The organism is Azospirillum sp. A29 (assembly GCF_042604625.1).
Taxonomy (GTDB): domain Bacteria; phylum Pseudomonadota; class Alphaproteobacteria; order Azospirillales; family Azospirillaceae; genus Azospirillum; species Azospirillum palustre.
In genome coordinates this window covers 576,625-595,656 of sequence record NZ_CP170470.1, presented here as the reverse complement: position 1 = coordinate 595,656, position 19,032 = coordinate 576,625, and the positions used below count along the sequence as shown (strand labels likewise).

The window sequence follows — 19,032 nt, the reverse complement described above, 5'->3', positions numbered from 1 at the left end:
GACGGTCAGCCCTCCATCGGCGTGGCGTGGCGTCCGCGCAGGACGATGTCGAACTCGTAGCCGAGCGCCCACACCGGCTCGGTCACGTCGATGGAGAAGCGGGAGACCAGCAGCTCGCGCGCACCCTCCGGCACCCCGTTGTAGATGGGGTCGAGTGGCAGCAGCGGGTCGCCCGGAAAATACATCTGCGTGACCAGACGGGTCAGGAAGGACGGCCCGAACAGCGAGAAATGGATGTGCGCCGGCCGCCACGCATTGTGGTGGTTGCCCCAGGGATAGGCGCCGGGCTTGATCGTGGTGAAGCGGTAGCGGCCCTCGGCGTCGGTGAGGCAGCGGCCGGCCCCGAAGAAGTTGGGGTCGAGCGGCGCATCGTGCTGGTCCCAGCGGTGGACGTAGCGGCCGCAGGCGTTGGCCTGCCAGATCTCCAGCAGCGTGTGCGGCACCGGCCGGCCGCTCTCGTCCAGCACGCGGCCGGTGACGATCATGCGCTCGCCGATCGGCTCGCCGTTGACGCGGCCGTTCTTCGTCAGGTCGTGGTCGAGCGGATCGAGGCTGTCATGGCCGAACACCGGGCCGGTGCGGACCGACAGCCCCTGCTTCATCGGGATCAGCGGCTTGGACGGCGAGCGCAGCACCGTCGATTTGTAGAGCGGCGACAGGTAGGGCGGGTGTTGCGCCCAGTCGCGGGGGCTGAAATCGCCTTCAGCCTCGTGAACGGCTGTGTCCATCTCGGGGGTTCCTCCTTGGAACGGTCAGCTTTGCCGACCTTGTGTGTTCTTATGGTGATCGAGCACGCGGTCGATGAAGTGGGAGGCCGCACCGGTGTAGCGCAGCGGGTCGAACAGCCGGTCGAGGCCGTCCGCGCCCAGCGCCTGCATCACCTCCCCGTCCTCGGCCAGCACGTCGCGCAGCGGGCGGGCTGCTGCGGCGGCGCGGCGGCTAGCCTCGGCCACGCGGGAATGGGCGGCCATGCGGCCCATGCGGTCGCCCAGCGCCATGGTCACCGCCTCGGCCAGGATCAGGCCGCGGGTCAGGTCGAGGTTGGCGCGCATGCGCTCCTCATCGACGGTCAGGCCGGCGATTGTCTCGCGGGCATGGCGGGCGGCACCGGCGACGAGGCGGCAGAGGTCGGGCAGGGCCTGCCACTCGGCATGCCAGCCGCCGAGACCGCGCTCATGCTCCTGCACCTGGGCCGCCAGCAGCCCGCCGACCAGGGCGGGCGCGCGGATGGCGGTGGAAAGCAGGACGGCGCAGGACACCGGGTTGCGCTTGTGCGGCATGGTGGAGGAGCCGCCGCGGCCGGGGGCGCTGGGCTCGAAGGCTTCGGCGACCTCCATCTGCATCATCAGCGAGATGTCGCGGCCGAGCGTGCCCAGCGTGCCGGCGAGGATGCCGAGCGCGGAGGCCAGTTCGGCGATGCGGTCGCGGCTGGCGTGCCAGGGCAGGGCGGGCAGCGGGAGGTCCAACTCCTTCGCCAGGGCCTCCGCCACTGCCGGGCCGGCGTCGCCGAGCGCGGCCAGCGTGCCGGCGGCGCCGCCGAATTGCAGGGCGAGGCGCTTACTGGCGGCGGCGATGCGCTGGCGGTCGCGGCCGAGCGCGTCGAGCCAGCCGGCGGCCTTCAGGCCGAAGCTGGTGGGCAGGGCGTGCTGAAGCCAGGTGCGGGCGACCATCGGCGTGGCGCGGTGGCGTTCGGCGAGATCGGCGAGGCCATCGGCGAGCGCCGCCAGATCGGCGTCGAGCCCGTCGAGGAAGCGGCGCAGTTGCAGCATCAGGCCGCTGTCCATCGCGTCCTGGCTGGTGGCGCCCCAATGGACGTAGCGGGACGCCTCTTCGTCGGCAGCCTTCACGGCGGCGGTCAGGTGCTTGACCAGGGGGATGGCGGTGTTGCCGGCCAGCGCCGCCTCCGCCCCCAGCGCGGCCAGATCGTAAAGATCGGCCTTGCACGCCGCCTCGATGGCCGGGACGGCGCGGGACGGGATGACGCCGACCGCCGCCTCCGCCCGTGCCAGCGCCGCCTCGAAATCCAGCATGCCCTGCAGCCTTGCCGAGGGGGAGAAGGCGTCGGCCGCCGCGTCGCTGGTGAAGAGCGGGTCGAGCAGGGGGTCGGCGTGGATGGTCGTCATGCTGGTCACCCCTTCTTCGCGTCTTCCTCGTCCATCTCGGCATAGACGGCGCGGGCGAGCGCAATCGCGTGGTTGGAGGCGGGGACGCCGGCATAGATACCGGCCTGCATCAGGATTTCCTTCACCTCGTCGCGGGTGACGCCGGTGTTGCGGGTGGCGCGGATGTGCAGCTTCAGTTCGCCGTCCTTGCCCAGCGCCGCCAGCATGCCGATGGTCAGCATACTGCGCGTCCGGATGTCCAGCCCCGGCCGGGTCCAGATCTGGCCCCAGGCGGTCTTGGTGATGAACTCCTGGAAATCGGCGTCGAAGTCGGTGGCGCGCTCCAGCGAGCGGTCGACATGGGCGTCGCCGAGGACCGAACGGCGCACCGCCATGCCGCGGTCGTAGAGGTCCTTGTCGTTCATTTCACGGTCGGCCATCACAGTTCCCTCAGGAAGCCGTCGATCAGGGCGGCCAGCTCCGCCGGCTTCTCGACGCCGGGGATGTGGGCGGCGCCGGGCAGCAGTTCGAACCGCGCGCCGGGGATGCCGGCCGCCAGCTCGCGGGCGGCATCGGGCGGGGTCGCCACGTCCTCCGCGCCGCAGATCACCAGGGTGGGGGCTTTGATGCCGGCATTGGCGGTCCGCAGGTCGGCGTCGCGGATCGCCATGGCGCAGCCGACATAGCCGTCCTCGGGAATGCGGGCGACCATGGCGGTGTAGCCGCGGATCTGGTCGGGCCGGCCGTCGCGGAAGGCTTGGGTGAACCAGCGGGCCATCACCCCGTCGGCAATCGCCGTCATGCCGCGGGCGCGGATGGCGGCGATGCGGTCGGTCCAGACCGATGCCGGGCCGATGACGCCGGCGGTGTCGCACAGGATCAGGCCATGCACCCGGCCCGGCGCCTTGACGGCGAGGCGCTGCGCCATCATGCCGCCGATGGACAGGCCGCAGACATGGGCGCGTCCGATGCCGAGCGCGTCGAGCAGGCCGGCGGCGTCGTCGGCCAGCAGATCCATGCTGTAGCCGGCGTCTTCCGTGACCGGCGTCACCTGGGTCAGGCCATGGCCGCGCATGTCGTAGCGCAGGATGCGGTAACGCTGCGACAGGTGCGGCACCACCGCGTCCCAGATGTGGAAGCTGGTGCCGATGGAGTTGGCGAACAGCAGCACCGGCGCGTCGGCCGGGCCGGTCAGGTCGAAATGCTGGGTGATGCCGGCGGCTTCGATGAAGGGCATGGAGACTGCCTTCGCTTGTTGTGGTGCAGGCGCGACCGAGTTTGACGCTACACCCGCTCGATCATCACCGCGATCCCCTGGCCGACACCGATGCACATGGTGCAGAGCGCCGTCCGGCCGCCGGATTGTTCGAGCTGGTGGAGCGCCGTGGTCGCCAGACGGGCGCCGCTCATGCCGAGCGGGTGGCCGAGCGCGATGCCGCCGCCGTTCGGGTTCACATGGCTCGCGTCGTCCGGCAGGCCAAGCTCCCGCAGGACGGCCAGCGCCTGGGCGGCGAAGGCCTCGTTCAGTTCGATCAGGTCGATACCGCCGATGGTGCGGCCGAGCCGCTCCAGCAGCTTGCGGGTGGCGGGGACCGGGCCGATGCCCATGACGCGCGGCGCCACGCCGGCGGTGGCGCCGCCGAGGATGCGGGCGCGCGGGGTCAGGCCATGGCGCTTCACCGCCGCTTCTGAGGCGACCAGCAGGGCGGCGGCGCCGTCGTTGACACCCGAAGCGTTGCCGGCGGTGATCGTGCCGCCGGGGCGGACGATGGGCTTCAGCGCCGACAGCGCCTCGATGGTGGTGGCGCGGGGGTGCTCGTCGGTCGTCACCAGTGTCTCGCCCTTGCGGGTCTTGATGGTGACGGGGACGATCTCGCGGGCGAGGCTGCCGTCGGCGATGGCGCGGGCGGCGCGTTCCTGGCTGCGCAGTGCGAAGGCGTCCTGGTCGGCGCGGGAGACCTTCCAGTCGTCGGCGACATTCTCCGCCGTCTCCGGCATCGAATCGGTGCCGTAGGCCGCCTTCATCGCCGGGTTGACGAAACGCCAGCCGATGGTGGTGTCGAAGATCTCGGCCTGCCGGGAGAAGGGGGCGTCGGCCTTGCCCATCACGAAGGGGGCGCGGCTCATGCTCTCCACCCCGCCGGCGATCATCAGATCGGCCTCGCCCGCCATGATGGCGCGGGCGGCGGTGGCGAGCGCGTCGAGGCCGGAACCGCAGAGCCGGTTCATCGTCGTGCCCGGCACCGCGTCGGGCAATCCCGCCAGCAGCGCCGACATGCGGGCGACGTTGCGGTTGTCCTCGCCGGCCTGATTGGCGCAGCCATAGAGGACGTCGTCCACTGCGGCCCAGTCGACCGAGGGATTCCGCTGCATCAGCGCGCGGATCGGCACGGCGCCGAGATCGTCGGCGCGCACCGACGACAGGGCTCCGGCATAGCGGCCGATGGGGGTGCGGATGGCGTCGCAGATGTAGGCGTCACGCATGATGTCATCCTTCTCCGCCGACCTGACCATGAGCGGCGGCGGTGCGGGCCTGGAGGTCGCGCAGCGCGGCCAGCGCGCCGGCGTCCGGGATTTCGGTGGTCTTCAGGTCGGGCGAGATCTTCAGGTCCCAGCCGGTGGCCGCCTTCACCTGCTCCACCGTCACGCCGGGGTGGATGCTGGTCAGGGTCAGTTCCTTGGACACCGGGTCGGGGGTGAGGATGCCGAGGTCGGTGATGACGGCGGTCGGCCCGGCGCCGGGGATGCCGGCCTTGGCTCGCGCCCCGCCACCGTCGAGATAGCCGGCGGAGGTGACGAAGGGCAGCTTGGCGACGAAGGCCTTCGGGCTCTGCTTCAGGACGATGAAGACCTCCTTGGCCTGGGAGGCGATCTCCGGCGCGCCGCCGGCACCGGGCAGCCGCACCTTGGGCGTATCGTAGGGACCGATCACCGTGGTGTTGATGTTGGCGAAGCGGTCGACCTGGGCGGCGCCGAGGAAGCCGACGTCGATCCGCCCGCCCTGCAGCCAGTAGCGGAAGATCTCCGGCGTGCCGACCACGGTGTCGGCGGTCAGCGCGAGGTCGCCGTCGCCGATCGACAGCGGCAGCACCGTCGGCTTAGCGCCGATGGGCCCCGACTCATAGATCAGCACGACCTCCGGCGCATGGGTCAGCCGGGCGAGGTTGGCGGCGGTCGAGGGCAGGCCGATGCCGACGAAGCAGACGGTGCCGTCCTTCAGCAGGCGGCTGGCCGCCACCGTCATGATCTCGGTCGCGGTGAAGTCGAGAGTTTCGGAACCCATCACGCAGCCTCCTTCATGCTTTCGGCCAGCACGCGGCGGAAGCCGGCGAAATCGTCGGTGTCCAGCACATGGCGCTGCATCCAGGCCTGGAAAGTCTCGCGCGAGCGGGCGATGGGATCCCAGGCCTTGTAGAAGCGGTTGTCGCGCTCCGAATAGCCCTGCGCGTAGGACGGATAGGCGCCGCCGGGGACGGGACAGACGGCCGACAGCGCCCAGCTCGGCAGCACGCAGGCGTTGGGTGGCGCCTCCAGATCGTCGACGATCTCCTCCACCGTGACGATGGAGCGCTTGGCGGCCAGCACGGCCTCCTTCTGGACGCCCAGGATGCCCCAGAGCAGCACATTGCCGCGGCGGTCGGCCTTCTGGGCGTGGATCACCGTCACGTCCGGCCGGACGGAGGGGATGGCGGCCAGCTTTTCGCCGGTGAAGGGGCACTCGATGAAGCGGATGTTCGGGTTGACCTTCGGCAGGTCGGAGCCGGTGTAGCCGCGCAGCAGGGCGAAGGGCAGGTTGGAGGCGCCGGCGACATAGGCGTTCGCCATGCCGGCGTGGCTGTGCTCCTCGATGGCGAGTTGGTGCGGCCAACCCTGCTCGACCGCGTCGCGGAAGCGGTGGAGGGAGCCGACGCCGGGATTGCCGCCCCAGGAGAAGATCAGCTTCCTGGCACAGCCCATGCCGATCAGCTGGTCGTAGATCAGGTCCGGCGTCATGCGCACCAGCGTCAGGTCGCGCCGGCCCTGCCGGATGATCTCATGCCCGGCGGCATGGGGGATCAGGTGGGTAAATCCTTCCAGGGCGACTGTGTCGCCGTCGTGCACGAGGCTCGCCACCGCCTCGCGCAGGGGCGTGATCTTCGCCATATGACCTCCCGGATGTGCGAAAATCGCACGAACATTCGTCGTTACGCACAGAGTGGCGAGCGGTGCACCGAAGTGTCAAGGGCGAAAAAAGCGTTATACGTGCGATGATCGCCCATATTGCGGCGCAACATGAGGAATCCGTAGCCTGCTGGGCAAGTTTGTTGATAAAGATTGATGCTTATCAATCAGTTGACTTGAGGGTCAATTTTGTGCGATTATAGAACATAATATCAAATATCGCACTTGACGGTTTGGTCCTCCCTCAGTACGGTGGACGGAACAGTCAATGACCGGAATAGCGAATTCCGGCGCCGGCATATGGTCACATGTGGGAGGGACAATGACGAGGACTCTGCGCAACGCGCTGTTGGGCAACGCGCTGCTGGGTGCGGCGTTCGGTCTGGCGCTGGCGGCCGGTCCGGCCGGTGCCGCCACCATCAAGGTCGGTGTCGTGGCGCCCTTCTCCGGGCCGTTCGGCGTGGTGGGCAAGAGCTTCAAGGAAGCCATCGAGGTCTATCAGGCCGAGCACGGCAAGACCGTCGGCAACGACACGGTGGAGTTCATCTACAAGGACCTCGACCAGGCGAACCCGGCGCAGAGCAAGGCGCTGTCGCAGGAGTTGATCGTCAAGGAGAAGGTGTCCTTCCTCGCCGGCTATTTCTTCACGCCGGATGCGCTGGCGGTCGCCCCGCTGATCGACGAGGCGAACATCCCCTGCGTGATCTTCAACGCCGCGACCTCCGCCATCACGGAGAAGTCGCCGCGCTATGTCCGCACCTCCTTCACGCTGTGGCAGAACACGGTGCCGCTGGCCGAACACATGGCCAAGCAGGGTCTCAAGAAGGCGATCTCCGCTGTCAGCGACTACGGCCCCGGCATCGACGGCGAGGCCGCCTTCAAATCCACCTTCGAGAAGAATGGCGGCACGGTGGTGGACACCATCCGCATGCCGCTGAAGTCCACCGACTTCGCCCCCTTCATGCAGCGGATCAAGGATTCGGGTGCTGAGGCGGTCTATGCCTTCCTGCCCGCCGGCCCGACGACGCTGGCCTTCGCCAAGGCCTTCAACGACACCGGGCTGAAGGCGGCGGGCATCAAGTTCTTCGGTCCCGGCGACCTGACCCAGGAACCGGACCTGCCGGCGCTGGGCGAGGCGGCGATGGGCATCACCACCAGCTTCAACTACAGCCGCGCCCATGACTCGGCGATGAACAAGGCCTTCGTCGCCAAGCACAAGGAGATGTTCGGCTCCTACGACAGCGTCACCTTCACCTCGGTCGGCGCCTATGACGGCACGCACGTCATCTATCAGATGATCAAGAACAGCGGCGGCAAGATCGACGGCGCCAAGGCGGTGGAGTCGGTGAAGGGCATGAGCTGGGAGAGCCCGCGCGGCCCCCTGACCATCGATCCCGACAGCCGCCACGTCACCCAGACGATCTATCTGCGCACCGTCGAGATGGTCGACGGCAAATTGGAGAATGTCGAGAAGCAGTCGTTCCCGAAGCAGCCGGACTATGGGTACAAGTTGGCGAAGTGAGGGTGTGTCCATTTCCTAACCCGGAAAATCCCCTCTCCCCCCGGGGAGAGGGCTAGGGTGAGGGGGACACACGGCAGGATTTTCGGGTGAGGCACGCGGTGCTTCCCCCTCACCCCGACCCTCTCCCCGGGGGGAGAGGGAGATCGCCAGACGGACGCACATCATGGAAACCATGTTCGGGATCGCCGTCGACGGGGTCGCCTACGGCATGATCCTCTTCATCATCTCCGTCGGGCTGTCGGTGACGCTGGGGCTGATGCGGGTGGTCAATCTGGCGCATGGCGCCTTTGCCATGGTCGGCGGCTATGTCGCCTCCTATGCCGCACAGAGCGCCGGGCTGCCCTATGGGCTGGCGCTGGTGGTGGCGGTGGCGCTGACCGTGCTGGCGACGCTGCCGCTCGAACGGCTGCTGTACCGCCGCATCTACGGCTCGGCCAACGAGCTGGCGCAGGTGCTGCTGACCATCGGGCTGACCTTCGTCATCGTCGCCGGCATCAATTACCTGTTCGGCCCGACGCTGAAGCGCATTCCGTTGCCCGATCTGCTGACCGGCACGGTGTCGCTGGGGCCGAAGTCGATCCCGACCCACCGCGCCTTCGTCATCGGCGCCGGGGCGGCCACCCTGCTGGGGCTGTGGTGGCTCTTGGAGCGCACCGATTTCGGCATCCGGCTGCGGGCGGCGGTGGATGACCCGGCCATGGCGGCGGCGCTGGGCATCCGGACCGAGCGGCTCTATCTGGCGACCTTCGCGCTCGGCACTGGACTGGCGGCGCTGGGCGGCGTGCTGGGGGCGGAACTGCTGCCGCTGGAGCCCTATTACGCCATCCGCTACATCGTGCTGTTCCTGGCGGTGGTGGCGGTCGGCGGGGCGGGCAGCATCTTCGGCTCGGCGGCGGCGGCGCTGGCGCTGGGCATCGTCGACACCGCCGGCAAATACCTGATCCCGAATTTCGGCGAGTTCTTCTTTTACGCCGCCCTGATCCTGATCCTGTTCCGCTGGCCCCACGGCTTCTTCAAAGGGAGGACGGCATGACGAGCGTCGCCGAGCGCGACGGAAAGGCCAGCCAGGCGATCCGGCCTGTTCCGCTTGGCAAGCGGCGCGATCTCGGCTGGATCGGCATTCCGCTGGTCGCATTGGCCGGGCTGGCCGCCTTCTGGCTGTTGCCGGACGATCTGGCGCTGCTGACCCGCATCGCCGCATCGGCCCTGTTCGTGCTGTCGCTCGACCTCGTGCTCGGCTATGGCGGGATCGCCACGCTGGGGCAGGCGGCGATGTTCGGCACCGGCGCCTATGCCGCCGGCATCGTCGCGGTCAACTGGAACAACGACCCCTTCGTTATGCTGGCGGCCGGCGGGCTGGCCGGCGGGCTGGTCGCGCTGGCGACCGGCGCCCTGATCCTCCATGCGCGCGGGCTGACCCTGCTGATGCTGACCATCGCGGTCGGGCAGATCGTGCAGGAGGTCGCCAACAAGGCGCGCGACTGGACCGGCGGCAGCGACGGGCTGTCGGGCATCGACCCGGCGCCGGTGCTGGGGCTGTTCCGCTTCGACATGTTCGGCCGCACCTCCTACCTGTTCGCGCTGGCGGTTCTGGTGGTCGGGCTGGTGGTGGCGCGGCGGATCGTGCGCTCGCCCTTCGGGCTGGCCTGCCGTGGCGTGAAGGAGGATCCCTTGCGGATTTCCGCCATCGGCGGGTCGCCGAAATCCTATCTGGTGGCGCTCTATGCCGTCGCCGGGGTGTTCGCCGGGGTGGCGGGGGCGCTGACGGCGGTGACCAGCGGCATCGTCGGGCTGGACAGTGCCGGCTTCCCCTGGTCGGCGGAAGCGCTGGTGATGCTGGTGCTGGGCGGCACCGGGCGGCTCTATGGCGCGGTGATCGGCACCGCGGCCTTCATGGGCATCCACCATATCCTGGCCGCCAGCGATCCCTTCCACTGGATGGGTTTCATCGGCCTGTTCCTGATCGGCATCGTCCTGTTCCTGCCCGGCGGCATCGCCTCGGGCGTGGAGCGGCTGGGCGGGCTGCTGCGCCGGAAGGAGGGCGGGGCATGACGAATCTGTTGGAAGTTCAGGCGCTGAGCAAAAATTTCGGCGGCCTCCAGGTGTCGTCCGACATCACCATGACGCTGAATGCCGGCGACCGCTGCGCCCTGATCGGGCCGAACGGGGCGGGCAAGACGACCTTCGTCAACCTCGTCACCGGGGTGATCCCGCCCAGCGCCGGCACCATCCGGCTGGAGGGCCGCGACATCACGAAGCTGTCGGCGGCGGAGCGGGTGCGGCTGGGGCTGATCCGCAGCTTCCAGGTGGCGCGGCTGTTCAAGTCGATGACGGTGCGCGAGCATCTGGAACTGGCCGTCCTCCAGCGCGACCGCCGCACCTTCCGCCTGTTCGCCAGCGTCGCCAGGGTGGCCGGGCTGGCCGACGAGGTGGCCGGGCTGCTCGATGCCATGGGTCTGACCCATGCGGCGCACACGGCGGTCGGCTCGCTGGCCTATGGGCAGCAGCGGCTTCTGGAGATCGCGCTGGCGCTCGCCATGAAGCCGAAGGTGCTGATCCTCGACGAGCCGGCGGCCGGCGTGCCCCATTCGGAAAGCCAGCGCATCCTCGACGCCATCGACCGGCTGCCGAAGGATCTGGCAGTGCTGATGATCGAGCACGACATGGATCTGGTGTTCCGCTTCGCGAAGACCATCGTCGTGCTGGCGCAGGGGCGGCTGCTGTGCAGCGGCACCGCCAAGGAGATCGTCGCCGACCCGCGCGTGCGCGAGGTCTATCTGGGGAGCCGTGCCCATGCCCACTGAACCGCGTGGCGCTTTCGAGGTCGCGGATCTGCGCGCCGGCTACGGCAAGACGCTGATCCTCGACGGCGTGTCGCTGGCCGTGCCGGCGGGCGGGCGGCTGGCCCTGCTCGGCCGCAACGGGGTGGGCAAGACGACGACGCTGGCGACGCTGGTCGGCCAGACCACCCGCCATGGCGGCAGCATCAGGCTGGACGGGGTCGAACTCGGCGGGATGAGCAGTTCGGCGCGGGCGGCGGCGGGGCTCGGCTATGTGCCGCAGACGCGCGACATCTTCAAATCGCTGACGGTGGAGGAGAACCTCGTCACCGGGCTGAAGGGGCGGCCGCGCTCGGCGCTGGAGGAGGCGTACGAGCTGTTCCCCCGGCTGGGCGAGCGGCGGCGCAACGGCGGCGGCGAGCTGTCGGGCGGCGAGCAGCAGATGCTGTCGGTCGCCCGCGCGCTTCTCGGCAAGCCGACGGTGCTGCTGCTGGACGAGCCGCTGGAGGGGCTGGCGCCGGTGATCTGCGACATGCTGATGGCGGCGCTGTCGAGGCTCGACATGACCATCCTGCTGGTGGAGCAGCAGATCGACCGCGCGCTGGACTTCGCCGACCGCGTGGTCTTCCTCGACCGCGGCCGGGTGGTGCATGCCGGGCCAGCGGCGCAGGCGAAGGCCGATCCGGCGCTGCTGGAGCGGCATCTGGGCGTGGCGCTGGCGGCGTAGGGCGGGCGCATCACCGGAACGGCGGCGCGTAGAGCAGGCCGCCCTGGGTCCAGGGCCTGTTCATTCCGCGGTCCATGCCGTAGGGGGTGCCCAGGTTGCGGTCGAAGATCTCGCCGTAGTTTCCGACCTGGGCCAGCGCCTGCAAGGCCCAGTCGTCGGGCAGGCCGAGCGTGCGGAAGACGCTGCCGGCATGGCCCAGCATGCGGTGCAGCTCGGGATCGTCGGGGATGCGTCCGGCCTGAACGTCGGCGGACGTGACGCCCTTGGCATCGGCCAGAATGATGGCGTGGAGCACCCAGCGGGTGATGTCGTACCAGTTGCGGTCGCCGCGCGCGATGTAGGGCGTCAGCGGCTCGCGCGAGATCACGTCGGGGTAGATGTAAATGCCCATCCCCGCCTGGCGGTAGCCGGCCAGCGAGGTCACCAGCACCGTGCGGTCGGTGGTCAGCAGGTCGCACTCATGGGCGAGAAAGGCCTGCAACGCCTCGTCCAGCGTCTGGAAGGTGCGGATCGTCCAGGGCAGGTCCGACTTGCGGATATGGTCCTCCAGATTGCGGACCGTGGTGGTGGCGGTCTTGACGCAGACGGTGCGGACGCCCAGCCGGTCGAGCGGCGGCGGTGGTGTGCCGTCCGAGTGGATGGCGAAGCCCTGGCCGTCATGCAGCAGCGGCATCAGGAACTCGATGTCGTGCGACAGCTCGCGGCTGAAGGTCCAGGTCGTGGTGGTCAGCGCCACATCGACCTCGTGCTTCTCCACCGCCTGGAATTCCTGCGGCTTCTCCGGCAGGCGGACGACGCGGATCGCCTGGGCGCTGCCGAGCGTCGCCGCGGCGAAGACCCGACAGACATCGACCAGGAAGCCGTCGAGATGCCCCTGCGGGTCGGAAAAGGAGATGCCGCTGACGCCGCTGCGCAGGCCGCAGATCAGGAAGCCGCGGCCATGGATGCGCTCCAGCGTGTCGCCGTCCTCGGCATAAGCCGGCGAGGTCACCGCAGGCAAGGCAGAGACCATCGCCAGCAGCACAAGCAACACCAGCCGCATTCCGACACCCATCCCCCAACCCGCCTCTTCCGCCGCACCCCTGCGGCGGGCGGGATCAGGCCGCCTGCCCGGCGCGCAGCGTGCCGAGCAGACTATGCAGCGAAGCCGCTTCCTCGGCCAGCGTGTTCGCCGTCTCGGTCAGCGAGGCGGCGATGTCGCCGGTGCGCGCGGCCTGGGCGCTGACGCCGTCGATCAGGGACGCCACCTCGCCGGTGTTGCCGGCGATCACGCCGACGCGGCTGCGGATGTCGGTGGAGGACGCGGTCTGGCGGGCCACCGCCTCGCCGATCAGGTCCTGCACCTCGTTGATGCGCTCGACCGAGCCGGAGATGCGGGCGAAGGTGCCGACGGTGTTCTGGATGCTGCCGTTGATGGCACCGACCGAACTGGCGATCTGCACGGTGGCGTTGGCGGTCTCCTCCGCCAGCTTCTTCACCTCCGCCGCCACCACGGCGAAGCCGCGGCCCGCCACGCCGGCCGCCGCCGCCTCGATGGTGGCGTTCAGTGCCAGGAGCTTGGTCTGGTGGGCGATGCCGGTGATGACGTCGACGATGCGGCGGATCTGCTCGGTGTTCTCGCCGAGCTGGCCGACCACCTCGCGGGCGGCGGTCAGCTCGCCCAGCGTGTCACCGACCACGCCCGCCGCCTCGCTCGTCAGGCTGGAGACAGTGCCGATGGTGTCCATCAGCACTCCGGCGCTGTCGTTGCAGGTGTTGGCGTTGCGGTTGCTCTCGGCGACGAAGCTGCCGGCGCTGACCGTGCTGTCGATGGTGCCGGACGATTCGCGGCGCAGCGCGTCGGCCAGCTCGCGCAGCTGGCCCGACTGGGTGGCGACGCCCGACGCCACCTGATGCACGTCCTCCATCAGCTGGCGGGCGAGTGCGGCGGAGCGCATCTGCTCGGTCACGTCGGTCCAGGACAGGGTCTTGCCCAGCACGTTGCCCTGGTCGTCGAAGACGGTGTCGACATGGGCCTCTACCGTCGTCTCGTCCACGGTCAGGGTGCGGCGCGGGATCGGCGGGCGGGCGGGGTCGGTGCAGGCGGCGGTGAAGTCCGGCCCCTGGGCCAGCAGGTCGGGGCCGGCCGGGTCGATGCCGTGCGCCTCGCAGAAGCTCCGGGCGGCCGGGTTGACGAACCCTACCTGACCGTCGGTGCGCAGAAGCGCCGTCGGAACCGGGCTGCTGTCGACCATCCGCTTCATCAGCAGCACCTGCTCGACGCTGCCGCGCAGGCGGCGCAGCGCCGCCGCCATCACCGCCAGCTCGTCGCGGCCGGTGCGGGGAACCTCGATGGACAGGTCGCCGGCGGCGATCTGCTCCATGGCGCGGGCGAACTTGCGCAGGTTGGCGATGACGGCGACGCGCAGAAGCAGGGCGGCGGCGATGGCGACGGCCAGCGCGAAGGCGCCCACCATCTTGAGGGCGTCGTTGCGCAGGGCCTCGGTCGCGCCGACGAATTCCGACACGTCGCGCGAGATCTCCGCCGTCGCCCAGGGCAGTCCGCCGTCGCCGCCGAGCGACACGGTGGTGGTGGAGAGCTGGGCATGGGCCGACGGCTCGCCGCCCTTCGCCTCGAACAGCACGCCGCCCTTGGCGTCGGTGATGCGGATGTCGGCGTCGAGCACCGCGCCCAGGTTGGACAGGGCGGGCAGGGGATCGGTCACCACCTCCAAAAAGCCGAGGACGCGGAAGCCGCCGATGGGGACGATCATGCTGAACAGCGGCCGGCCCTGGCCGTCGCGCCACAGCAGGCTGGCCGGGCGGCGCTTGTCGGCGATGTCGCGGGTCTTCAGCGCCTCGAACAGCGGGGCGACGGTGGCAACGCTGTCCTGCTCCCCGCCGGTGGCGGCGATGCGGGTCATGTCGGCGTCGAACACGGCGACCGAGACCAGCCGCACCTCGCGGTCGACCACCACGGGCCGCGCGTTGATGTTCTTCAGCGCCAGCATCGTCTTGGTCGGGTCCTTCTGGTTGATGCTGTCGACCAGGAAGGCGTCGCGGCTCCATTCGTTGGCGTGGCCCTGGAGCCAGTCCGTGTAGTTCTTGCGGATGCGGTCGTTGGCGAGCACCCGCAGGGTGGCCGCCGCACTGCTGTTGAAGGTGGTCAGTGCGAAGTCGGTGTAACGCTGCGACACCCAGGCCTGGCTGGCGATCAGCGCCACCACCAGCACGCCCACCACCGACACCATGGCGCGGCGCAGGGTCCAGAAGCGGTGGCGCGCACCGCCATCGTCCAGGGTGCTGCCCGCATTCGTCGAGATCGCCGTCATGCCCAAACCCCCGCCGCCAGTGAACGGTTTCAACGGATTGCTACACGCATATCGTCGCAGGGCCCTTTGAACGGTTTAGCGTTCATTTGTGAACAGTTCGTGTCTTTTCGTTTGCATTTGAGGCAAGCGGGGATGAATGGCGTAAGGAAACGGGCGAGTTTTTCGGGGCGGCGGCGGAATATGACTTTCCCAGGGAGGAATTCAACAAGATGAAAAGCAACCGGATGTGGTGGATTGACTTCGGAAGAGGCCGGTTGCCCGCGTCGATGCATAAAAAATGGGCCACGGAAGCGCGCGAAAAATTTTCGCGATTTCCGTGGCCCAGGTTGCCGAGCGCGTGGCCGCCGCGAGACTGAAGCGACGGGGGAGTTTGCTCGGGGTAGGGTGTGTCGCCCTCTCCCGCCCCGGGAGAGGGAGGGGACCCGCGCCGTCGGCGCAGGGAGGGTGAGGGGCTATCCGGACATGGATTTTTGATCCTTGTCTTACCCCTCACCCTTCCCAAGCTCCGCTTGGGCCCCTTCCCTCTCCCGGGACGGGAGAGGGAGTGTTCATCCATCCTGCGTGACGTCGCCGGCGAACAGATAGCCTGTGCCGTGGACGGTGACGATCAGCCGGGGGTCCGCCGGATCGGTCTCGATCAGGCGGCGCAGGCGGCGGACGAGGCTGTCGATGGTGCGGTCGGTGGCATCCGTCTTGCGCCGCGTCGTCGCCGTCAGCAGATAGTCGCGGTTCATCACCCGGCCGGGGTTGCAGACGAAGGTCGACAGCAGTTCGAACTCCGCACCGGTCAGCCGCACCGGGTTGCCCTGCGGGTCGGTCAGGCGCATGCGGTCGAGCCACAGCGTCCAGCCGGAAAAGCAGCGCTTGCGGTCGTCGCGCTGGTCGCCCGGCGCCTTCAGCCGGCGCAGCAGGTTCCGCACCCGGGCCAGGATCTCGCGCGGTTCGAAGGGCTTCGCGATGTAGTCGTCGGCCCCCATCTCCAGCCCGATGATGCGGTCCAGCTTCTCCGCCCGGCTGCTGACCAAGATGATGCCGATCTCCGACACCGCGCGAAGCTCGCGGGTCAGGGTCAGGCCATCCTGGCGCGGCAGCCGGATGTCGAGCAGCACCACGTCCACCGACGCCGCCGCCAGCAGATCCTTCAGCTCCTCCGCGCTTCGGGCCAGCAGGACGTCGAAGCCCTCATCCGTCAGATAGGACTTCAGCGTCTCGCGCGTCACCGCGTCGTCGTCGGTGATGGCAATGGTCGCCGCCATGACCCTCTTGTCCGCCTCTCAGCGCGCCTTAAGCCTCAATGTTCCAGGATCTGGCCCAGGAACTGGCGGGTGCGCTCGCTTTTCGGGTTCTCGAAGAATTCGGCCGGCGACCCGCTCTCGATGATCGAGCCTTCGGCCATGAAGACAATAGAGTCGGCGACCTGCCGGGCGAAGCCCATTTCGTGGGTGACGCAGACCATGGTCATGCCCTCGCCGGCCAGCTCGGTCATGACGTCCAGCACCTCCTTGACCATTTCGGGGTCGAGCGCCGAGGTCGGCTCGTCGAACAGCATGATCTCGGGGCGCATGCACAGGGCGCGGGCGATGGCGACGCGCTGCTGCTGGCCGCCGGACAGCTGGCCGGGGAATTTGTGCGCCTGGTCGGGGATGCGAACCCGCTTCAGATACATCATGGCGATTTCCTCGATCTCGGACTTCGCCATGCCGCGGACCCAGATCGGGGCCAGCGTCAGGTTCTGGAGCACCGTCAGGTGCGGGAACAGGTTGAAGTTCTGGAACACCATGCCGACCTTGCGGCGGATCTTCTCCACCGCCTTGACGTCGTCGGTCAGCTCGATGCCGTCGACGATGATGTGGCCGGTCTGGTGCGCTTCCAGCCGGTTGATGCAGCGGATCATCGTCGACTTGCCCGAGCCCGAGGGGCCGCAGACGACGACCTTCTCGCCCTTGCCGATGCTGATGCTGACGTCGCGCAGCGCGTGGTAGCTGGCGTACCACTTGCCGACCTTGCGGAGTTCGATGATGGCGTTCTCGGTCATTGCTCGGTCTCCAGAGCCGGTCAGCGGCGGTTGTAGCGGTTGGCCAGACGCTCCAGCCACTGGCTGTAGCGCGACATGCTGAAGCAGAAGATCCAGAACATCAGCCCGGCGAAGACATAGACCTCGGCGAAGTAGGGGCGCCATTCGGGGTCGGTCGTCGCCACGGTGGCGGCGGTCAGCAGGTCGTAGAGGCCGACGATGGTGACCAGCGAGGTGTCCTTGAAGGCGCTGATGAACTGGTTGACGATGGGCGGGATGACGATGCGCAGGGCCTGCGGCAGGACGATCAGCATCGTCTTCTGCCAGTAGCTGAGGCCAAGGGCGTCGGCGGCCTCGTACTGGCCCTTGGGGATCGCCTGCAAGCCGCCGCGCACGGCCTCGGCCAGATAGGCGGCGGTGAACAGCGTCATGCCGGCCAGTGCCCGCAACAGCTTGTCGACCGTGACGCCTTCCGGCAGGAACAGCGGGAACATCACCGACGCCATGAACAGCACGCTGACCAGCGGCACGCCGCGCATCGTCTCGATGAAGCCGACGCAGAAGGTGCGGATGGCGGGCAGCGAGGACTGGCGGCCCAGCGCCAGCAGGATCGACAGCGGGAAGGCGAGAGCGATGGAGAAGACCGACAGCATCAGCGTGATCGGCAGCCCGCCCCAGCGGTCGTTCGGCACATAGGTGAGGCCGGCGACGCCGCCCCACATCAGCACGCCCATGCCGACCAGCGTCAGCGCCCAGGCGACGGCCAGCCAGGGCCGCCAGAAGGCGCGGACGCCGCTGGCCCCCAGCATCGCCACGAACAGGGCGCAGGCCAGGAAGGGGCGCCACTGCTCGTCGTAGGGGTAGGTGCCGAAGAAGATCAGCCGGTGCTTGACCACGATCACCGACCAGCAGGCGCCGGCCGCCTCGCGGCAGGCCTCCGACGAGCCGGACCAGCTGGCGTTCAGCAGCAGCCAGTTGGCCATCGGCGGCACCACCAGCCACAGCAGGAACAAGCAGGCCAGCGTCAGCGCCGTGTTCAGCGGCGTGTTGAACAGGTTGTCCTTGGCCCAGCCGAAGGGCTTCAGCGCCGTCATGCCGTTGGCCTGCGGCGGGGCGGAGGCCTGGGTCGGCTCTTCTTCGTAAGACGCGGCCCAATGGGCGGGGGGAACGGGAGCGGTGGGGATGGGGGCCTGATCGGCCGGGAACTGCTTGCTCATCGGGTCACCAGAGCCACGCGGCGGTTGTACCAGTTCATGAAGCCGGAGATCGCAAGACTGATGATGAGATAGACGAGCATCATCATCGCCACCGCCTCCACCACCTGACCGGTCTGGTTGGCCGAGGTGTTGGAGACGCTGACCAGATCCGGATAGCCGATGGCGACGGCCAGCGAGCTGTTCTTGGTCAGGTTCAGATACTGGCTGGTCAGCGGCGGCACGATGACGCGCAGCGCCTGCGGCAGGATGACGAGGCGCAGGATCTTGCCCGGCGACAGGCCCAGCGCCAGCCCGGCCTCGGTCTGGCCGTGCGGCACGGCGAGGATGCCGGAGCGCACGATTTCGGCGATGAAGCCGGCGGTATAGACCGACAGGCCGATCAGCAGTGCCGTGAATTCCGGGGTGACCGACCCGCCGCCCTCGAAGTTGAAGCCGGCCAGCACCGGTACGTCGAACGCCAGCGGGGCGCCGGTGACGATGAAGGCCAGGGCCGGCGGCAGCAGCAGGGCGGCGATGACGGCCGGCAGGGTCGGGAAGGGCTTGCCGGTGGTCTCGCGCCGGCGGCGGCCGTAGCGGACGACGGCGATGGCGGCGGCGATGCCGGCGGCCAGCGCCAGCAGGATCCAGCCATGGCCGGCATGCTCCACCAGGACCGGGAACTTCATGCCGCGGTTGCTGAGGAAGATGCCCGGCAGCACCTCCAGCGCCTCGCGCGGGCTGGGGAGCCGGTTCAGGATGGTGTACCAGACCACCAGCTGCAACAGCAGCGGGACGTTGCGGACCGTCTCGACATACAGGGTGGCGAAGCGGTTCACCATCCAGTTGGACGACAGCCGCCCGATGCCGATCAGCACGCCCAGCACGGTCGCCAGCACGACACCGGCGGCCGACACCGCCAGCGTGTTCAGGAGGCCGACCACCAGGGCCGTCAGATAGGTGTCGGAGGCGGAATAGGGCAGCAGGCTCTCGCCGATCTCGAAGCCGGCCTCGCGGTGCAGGAAGCCGAAACCGGTGGCGACGCCGCGGGTGGCGAGGTTGGTCAGCGTGTTGGAAACGAGATACCAGGCGACGGCGAGGGCGCAGGCCAGGAACAGAGCCTGATACAGCCACCCCCGCACGCGCGCGGAATTCAGCGCCTGGACCGGGTTTGTCATGGTGTTGCTCCGTGCGGGGGTGAAAGGCCCTCTCTTCCCCCAGA

At 68.8% G+C, this 19,032-nt stretch carries 18 protein-coding genes; 5 read left to right on the top strand and 13 right to left on the bottom strand.

Features of this window, described 5'->3' with window-relative positions:
* Positions 1–5 precede the first annotated feature (5 nt).
* Genes pcaH through ABNQ38_RS38475 form a run of 7 tightly spaced genes read right to left on the bottom strand, consistent with a single transcriptional unit; the run spans position 6 to position 6,245 of the window.
* Positions 6–728: a protocatechuate 3,4-dioxygenase subunit beta gene (gene pcaH, locus ABNQ38_RS38505; protein WP_377811690.1), complete on the bottom strand. Its 723-nt coding sequence runs from the start codon at positions 726–728 to the stop codon at positions 6–8.
* 24 nt (positions 729–752) lie between these two features.
* Complete coding sequence (locus ABNQ38_RS38500; RefSeq protein WP_377811689.1) at positions 753–2,123, bottom strand: 3-carboxy-cis,cis-muconate cycloisomerase; 1,371 nt, start codon at positions 2,121–2,123, stop codon at positions 753–755.
* A 5-nt stretch (positions 2,124–2,128) separates the two neighbouring features.
* Positions 2,129–2,527 carry a 4-carboxymuconolactone decarboxylase gene (gene pcaC / locus ABNQ38_RS38495; RefSeq protein ID WP_377811959.1) on the bottom strand — a complete coding sequence of 133 codons (399 nt, stop codon included), beginning with the start codon at positions 2,525–2,527 and terminating at the stop codon, positions 2,129–2,131.
* Positions 2,528–2,541: 14 nt separating this feature from the next.
* Entirely contained in the window at positions 2,542–3,339 is a 798-nt protein-coding gene (gene pcaD / locus ABNQ38_RS38490; protein WP_377811688.1) for a 3-oxoadipate enol-lactonase, read from the bottom strand.
* A 47-nt stretch (positions 3,340–3,386) separates the two neighbouring features.
* Positions 3,387–4,586, bottom strand: coding sequence for a 3-oxoadipyl-CoA thiolase (gene pcaF / locus ABNQ38_RS38485; RefSeq protein ID WP_377811687.1), 1,200 nt, complete (start codon positions 4,584–4,586; stop codon positions 3,387–3,389).
* 4 nt (positions 4,587–4,590) lie between these two features.
* A complete protein-coding gene (locus tag ABNQ38_RS38480; protein WP_377811686.1) occupies positions 4,591–5,385 on the bottom strand; it encodes a CoA-transferase subunit beta in 795 nt (264 codons plus the stop codon).
* Positions 5,385–6,245: a CoA transferase subunit A gene (locus ABNQ38_RS38475; protein ID WP_377811685.1), complete on the bottom strand. Its 861-nt coding sequence runs from the start codon at positions 6,243–6,245 to the stop codon at positions 5,385–5,387. The genes ABNQ38_RS38480 and ABNQ38_RS38475 overlap by 1 nt, the downstream gene beginning before the upstream one ends.
* A 340-nt stretch (positions 6,246–6,585) precedes the next feature.
* Between ABNQ38_RS38475 and ABNQ38_RS38470 the strand changes: the two genes are divergently transcribed.
* From ABNQ38_RS38470 to ABNQ38_RS38450, 5 genes are all read left to right on the top strand, one after another.
* Positions 6,586–7,785, top strand: coding sequence for an ABC transporter substrate-binding protein (locus ABNQ38_RS38470; protein ID WP_377811684.1), 1,200 nt, complete (start codon positions 6,586–6,588; stop codon positions 7,783–7,785).
* Between the two features lie 163 nt (positions 7,786–7,948).
* Complete coding sequence (locus ABNQ38_RS38465; protein WP_377811683.1) at positions 7,949–8,818, top strand: branched-chain amino acid ABC transporter permease; 870 nt, start codon at positions 7,949–7,951, stop codon at positions 8,816–8,818.
* The gene (locus ABNQ38_RS38460; RefSeq protein ID WP_377811682.1) at positions 8,815–9,837 is read left to right on the top strand and encodes a branched-chain amino acid ABC transporter permease; all 1,023 of its coding nucleotides are present in this window, start codon (positions 8,815–8,817) and stop codon (positions 9,835–9,837) included. The genes ABNQ38_RS38465 and ABNQ38_RS38460 overlap by 4 nt, the downstream gene beginning before the upstream one ends.
* Positions 9,834–10,589: an ABC transporter ATP-binding protein gene (locus ABNQ38_RS38455; RefSeq protein ID WP_377811681.1), complete on the top strand. Its 756-nt coding sequence runs from the start codon at positions 9,834–9,836 to the stop codon at positions 10,587–10,589. Before ABNQ38_RS38460 ends, ABNQ38_RS38455 begins: the two co-directional genes overlap by 4 nt.
* Positions 10,579–11,292 (top strand): ABC transporter ATP-binding protein, encoded by a 714-nt coding sequence (locus tag ABNQ38_RS38450; protein ID WP_377811680.1) that lies wholly within the window; start codon positions 10,579–10,581, stop codon positions 11,290–11,292. The genes ABNQ38_RS38455 and ABNQ38_RS38450 overlap by 11 nt, the downstream gene beginning before the upstream one ends.
* 10 nt (positions 11,293–11,302) lie before the next feature.
* On the opposite strand, the gene ABNQ38_RS38445 is transcribed toward ABNQ38_RS38450, so the two are convergent.
* The 6 genes from ABNQ38_RS38445 to ABNQ38_RS38420 all read right to left on the bottom strand — a co-directional run bounded on the left by ABNQ38_RS38445 (position 11,303) and on the right by ABNQ38_RS38420 (position 18,988).
* Positions 11,303–12,334: an amino acid ABC transporter substrate-binding protein gene (locus tag ABNQ38_RS38445; protein WP_377811679.1), complete on the bottom strand. Its 1,032-nt coding sequence runs from the start codon at positions 12,332–12,334 to the stop codon at positions 11,303–11,305.
* Positions 12,335–12,389: 55 nt separating this feature from the next.
* Positions 12,390–14,603, bottom strand: coding sequence for a methyl-accepting chemotaxis protein (locus ABNQ38_RS38440; RefSeq protein WP_377811678.1), 2,214 nt, complete (start codon positions 14,601–14,603; stop codon positions 12,390–12,392).
* A gap of 548 nt (positions 14,604–15,151) precedes the next feature.
* Positions 15,152–15,859 carry a response regulator gene (locus tag ABNQ38_RS38435; protein WP_174474480.1) on the bottom strand — a complete coding sequence of 236 codons (708 nt, stop codon included), beginning with the start codon at positions 15,857–15,859 and terminating at the stop codon, positions 15,152–15,154.
* A 35-nt stretch (positions 15,860–15,894) separates the two neighbouring features.
* The gene (locus ABNQ38_RS38430) at positions 15,895–16,638 is read right to left on the bottom strand and encodes an amino acid ABC transporter ATP-binding protein (RefSeq protein WP_377811677.1); all 744 of its coding nucleotides are present in this window, start codon (positions 16,636–16,638) and stop codon (positions 15,895–15,897) included.
* Positions 16,639–16,658: 20 nt separating this feature from the next.
* Positions 16,659–17,711, bottom strand: a complete 1,053-nt coding sequence (locus ABNQ38_RS38425; protein ID WP_377811958.1) for an amino acid ABC transporter permease — start codon at positions 17,709–17,711, stop codon at positions 16,659–16,661.
* 119 nt (positions 17,712–17,830) lie between these two features.
* Entirely contained in the window at positions 17,831–18,988 is a 1,158-nt protein-coding gene (locus tag ABNQ38_RS38420; RefSeq protein ID WP_377811676.1) for an amino acid ABC transporter permease, read from the bottom strand.
* Positions 18,989–19,032: the final 44 nt, after the last annotated feature.

What these genes read in the sequence shown, in the direction of transcription:
- ABNQ38_RS38455 (WP_377811681.1), top strand. Translation starts at nt 9,834, where the DNA reads ATGACGAATCTGTTGGAAGTTCAGGCGCTGAGCAAAAATTTCGGCGGC.
- ABNQ38_RS38425 (WP_377811958.1), bottom strand. Translation starts at nt 17,711, where the DNA reads ATGACGGCGCTGAAGCCCTTCGGCTGGGCCAAGGACAACCTGTTCAAC.
- ABNQ38_RS38445 (WP_377811679.1), bottom strand. Translation starts at nt 12,334, where the DNA reads ATGCGGCTGGTGTTGCTTGTGCTGCTGGCGATGGTCTCTGCCTTGCCT.
- ABNQ38_RS38430 (WP_377811677.1), bottom strand. Translation starts at nt 16,638, where the DNA reads ATGACCGAGAACGCCATCATCGAACTCCGCAAGGTCGGCAAGTGGTAC.
- ABNQ38_RS38420 (WP_377811676.1), bottom strand. Translation starts at nt 18,988, where the DNA reads ATGACAAACCCGGTCCAGGCGCTGAATTCCGCGCGCGTGCGGGGGTGG.
- ABNQ38_RS38470 (WP_377811684.1), top strand. Translation starts at nt 6,586, where the DNA reads ATGACGAGGACTCTGCGCAACGCGCTGTTGGGCAACGCGCTGCTGGGT.
- pcaD (WP_377811688.1), bottom strand. Translation starts at nt 3,339, where the DNA reads ATGCCCTTCATCGAAGCCGCCGGCATCACCCAGCATTTCGACCTGACC.
- ABNQ38_RS38460 (WP_377811682.1), top strand. Translation starts at nt 8,815, where the DNA reads ATGACGAGCGTCGCCGAGCGCGACGGAAAGGCCAGCCAGGCGATCCGG.
- pcaF (WP_377811687.1), bottom strand. Translation starts at nt 4,586, where the DNA reads ATGCGTGACGCCTACATCTGCGACGCCATCCGCACCCCCATCGGCCGC.
- ABNQ38_RS38435 (WP_174474480.1), bottom strand. Translation starts at nt 15,859, where the DNA reads ATGGCGGCGACCATTGCCATCACCGACGACGACGCGGTGACGCGCGAG.
- ABNQ38_RS38440 (WP_377811678.1), bottom strand. Translation starts at nt 14,603, where the DNA reads ATGACGGCGATCTCGACGAATGCGGGCAGCACCCTGGACGATGGCGGT.
- pcaC (WP_377811959.1), bottom strand. Translation starts at nt 2,527, where the DNA reads ATGAACGACAAGGACCTCTACGACCGCGGCATGGCGGTGCGCCGTTCG.
- ABNQ38_RS38450 (WP_377811680.1), top strand. Translation starts at nt 10,579, where the DNA reads ATGCCCACTGAACCGCGTGGCGCTTTCGAGGTCGCGGATCTGCGCGCC.
- ABNQ38_RS38475 (WP_377811685.1), bottom strand. Translation starts at nt 6,245, where the DNA reads ATGGCGAAGATCACGCCCCTGCGCGAGGCGGTGGCGAGCCTCGTGCAC.
- ABNQ38_RS38480 (WP_377811686.1), bottom strand. Translation starts at nt 5,385, where the DNA reads ATGGGTTCCGAAACTCTCGACTTCACCGCGACCGAGATCATGACGGTG.
- pcaH (WP_377811690.1), bottom strand. Translation starts at nt 728, where the DNA reads ATGGACACAGCCGTTCACGAGGCTGAAGGCGATTTCAGCCCCCGCGAC.
- ABNQ38_RS38465 (WP_377811683.1), top strand. Translation starts at nt 7,949, where the DNA reads ATGGAAACCATGTTCGGGATCGCCGTCGACGGGGTCGCCTACGGCATG.
- ABNQ38_RS38500 (WP_377811689.1), bottom strand. Translation starts at nt 2,123, where the DNA reads ATGACGACCATCCACGCCGACCCCCTGCTCGACCCGCTCTTCACCAGC.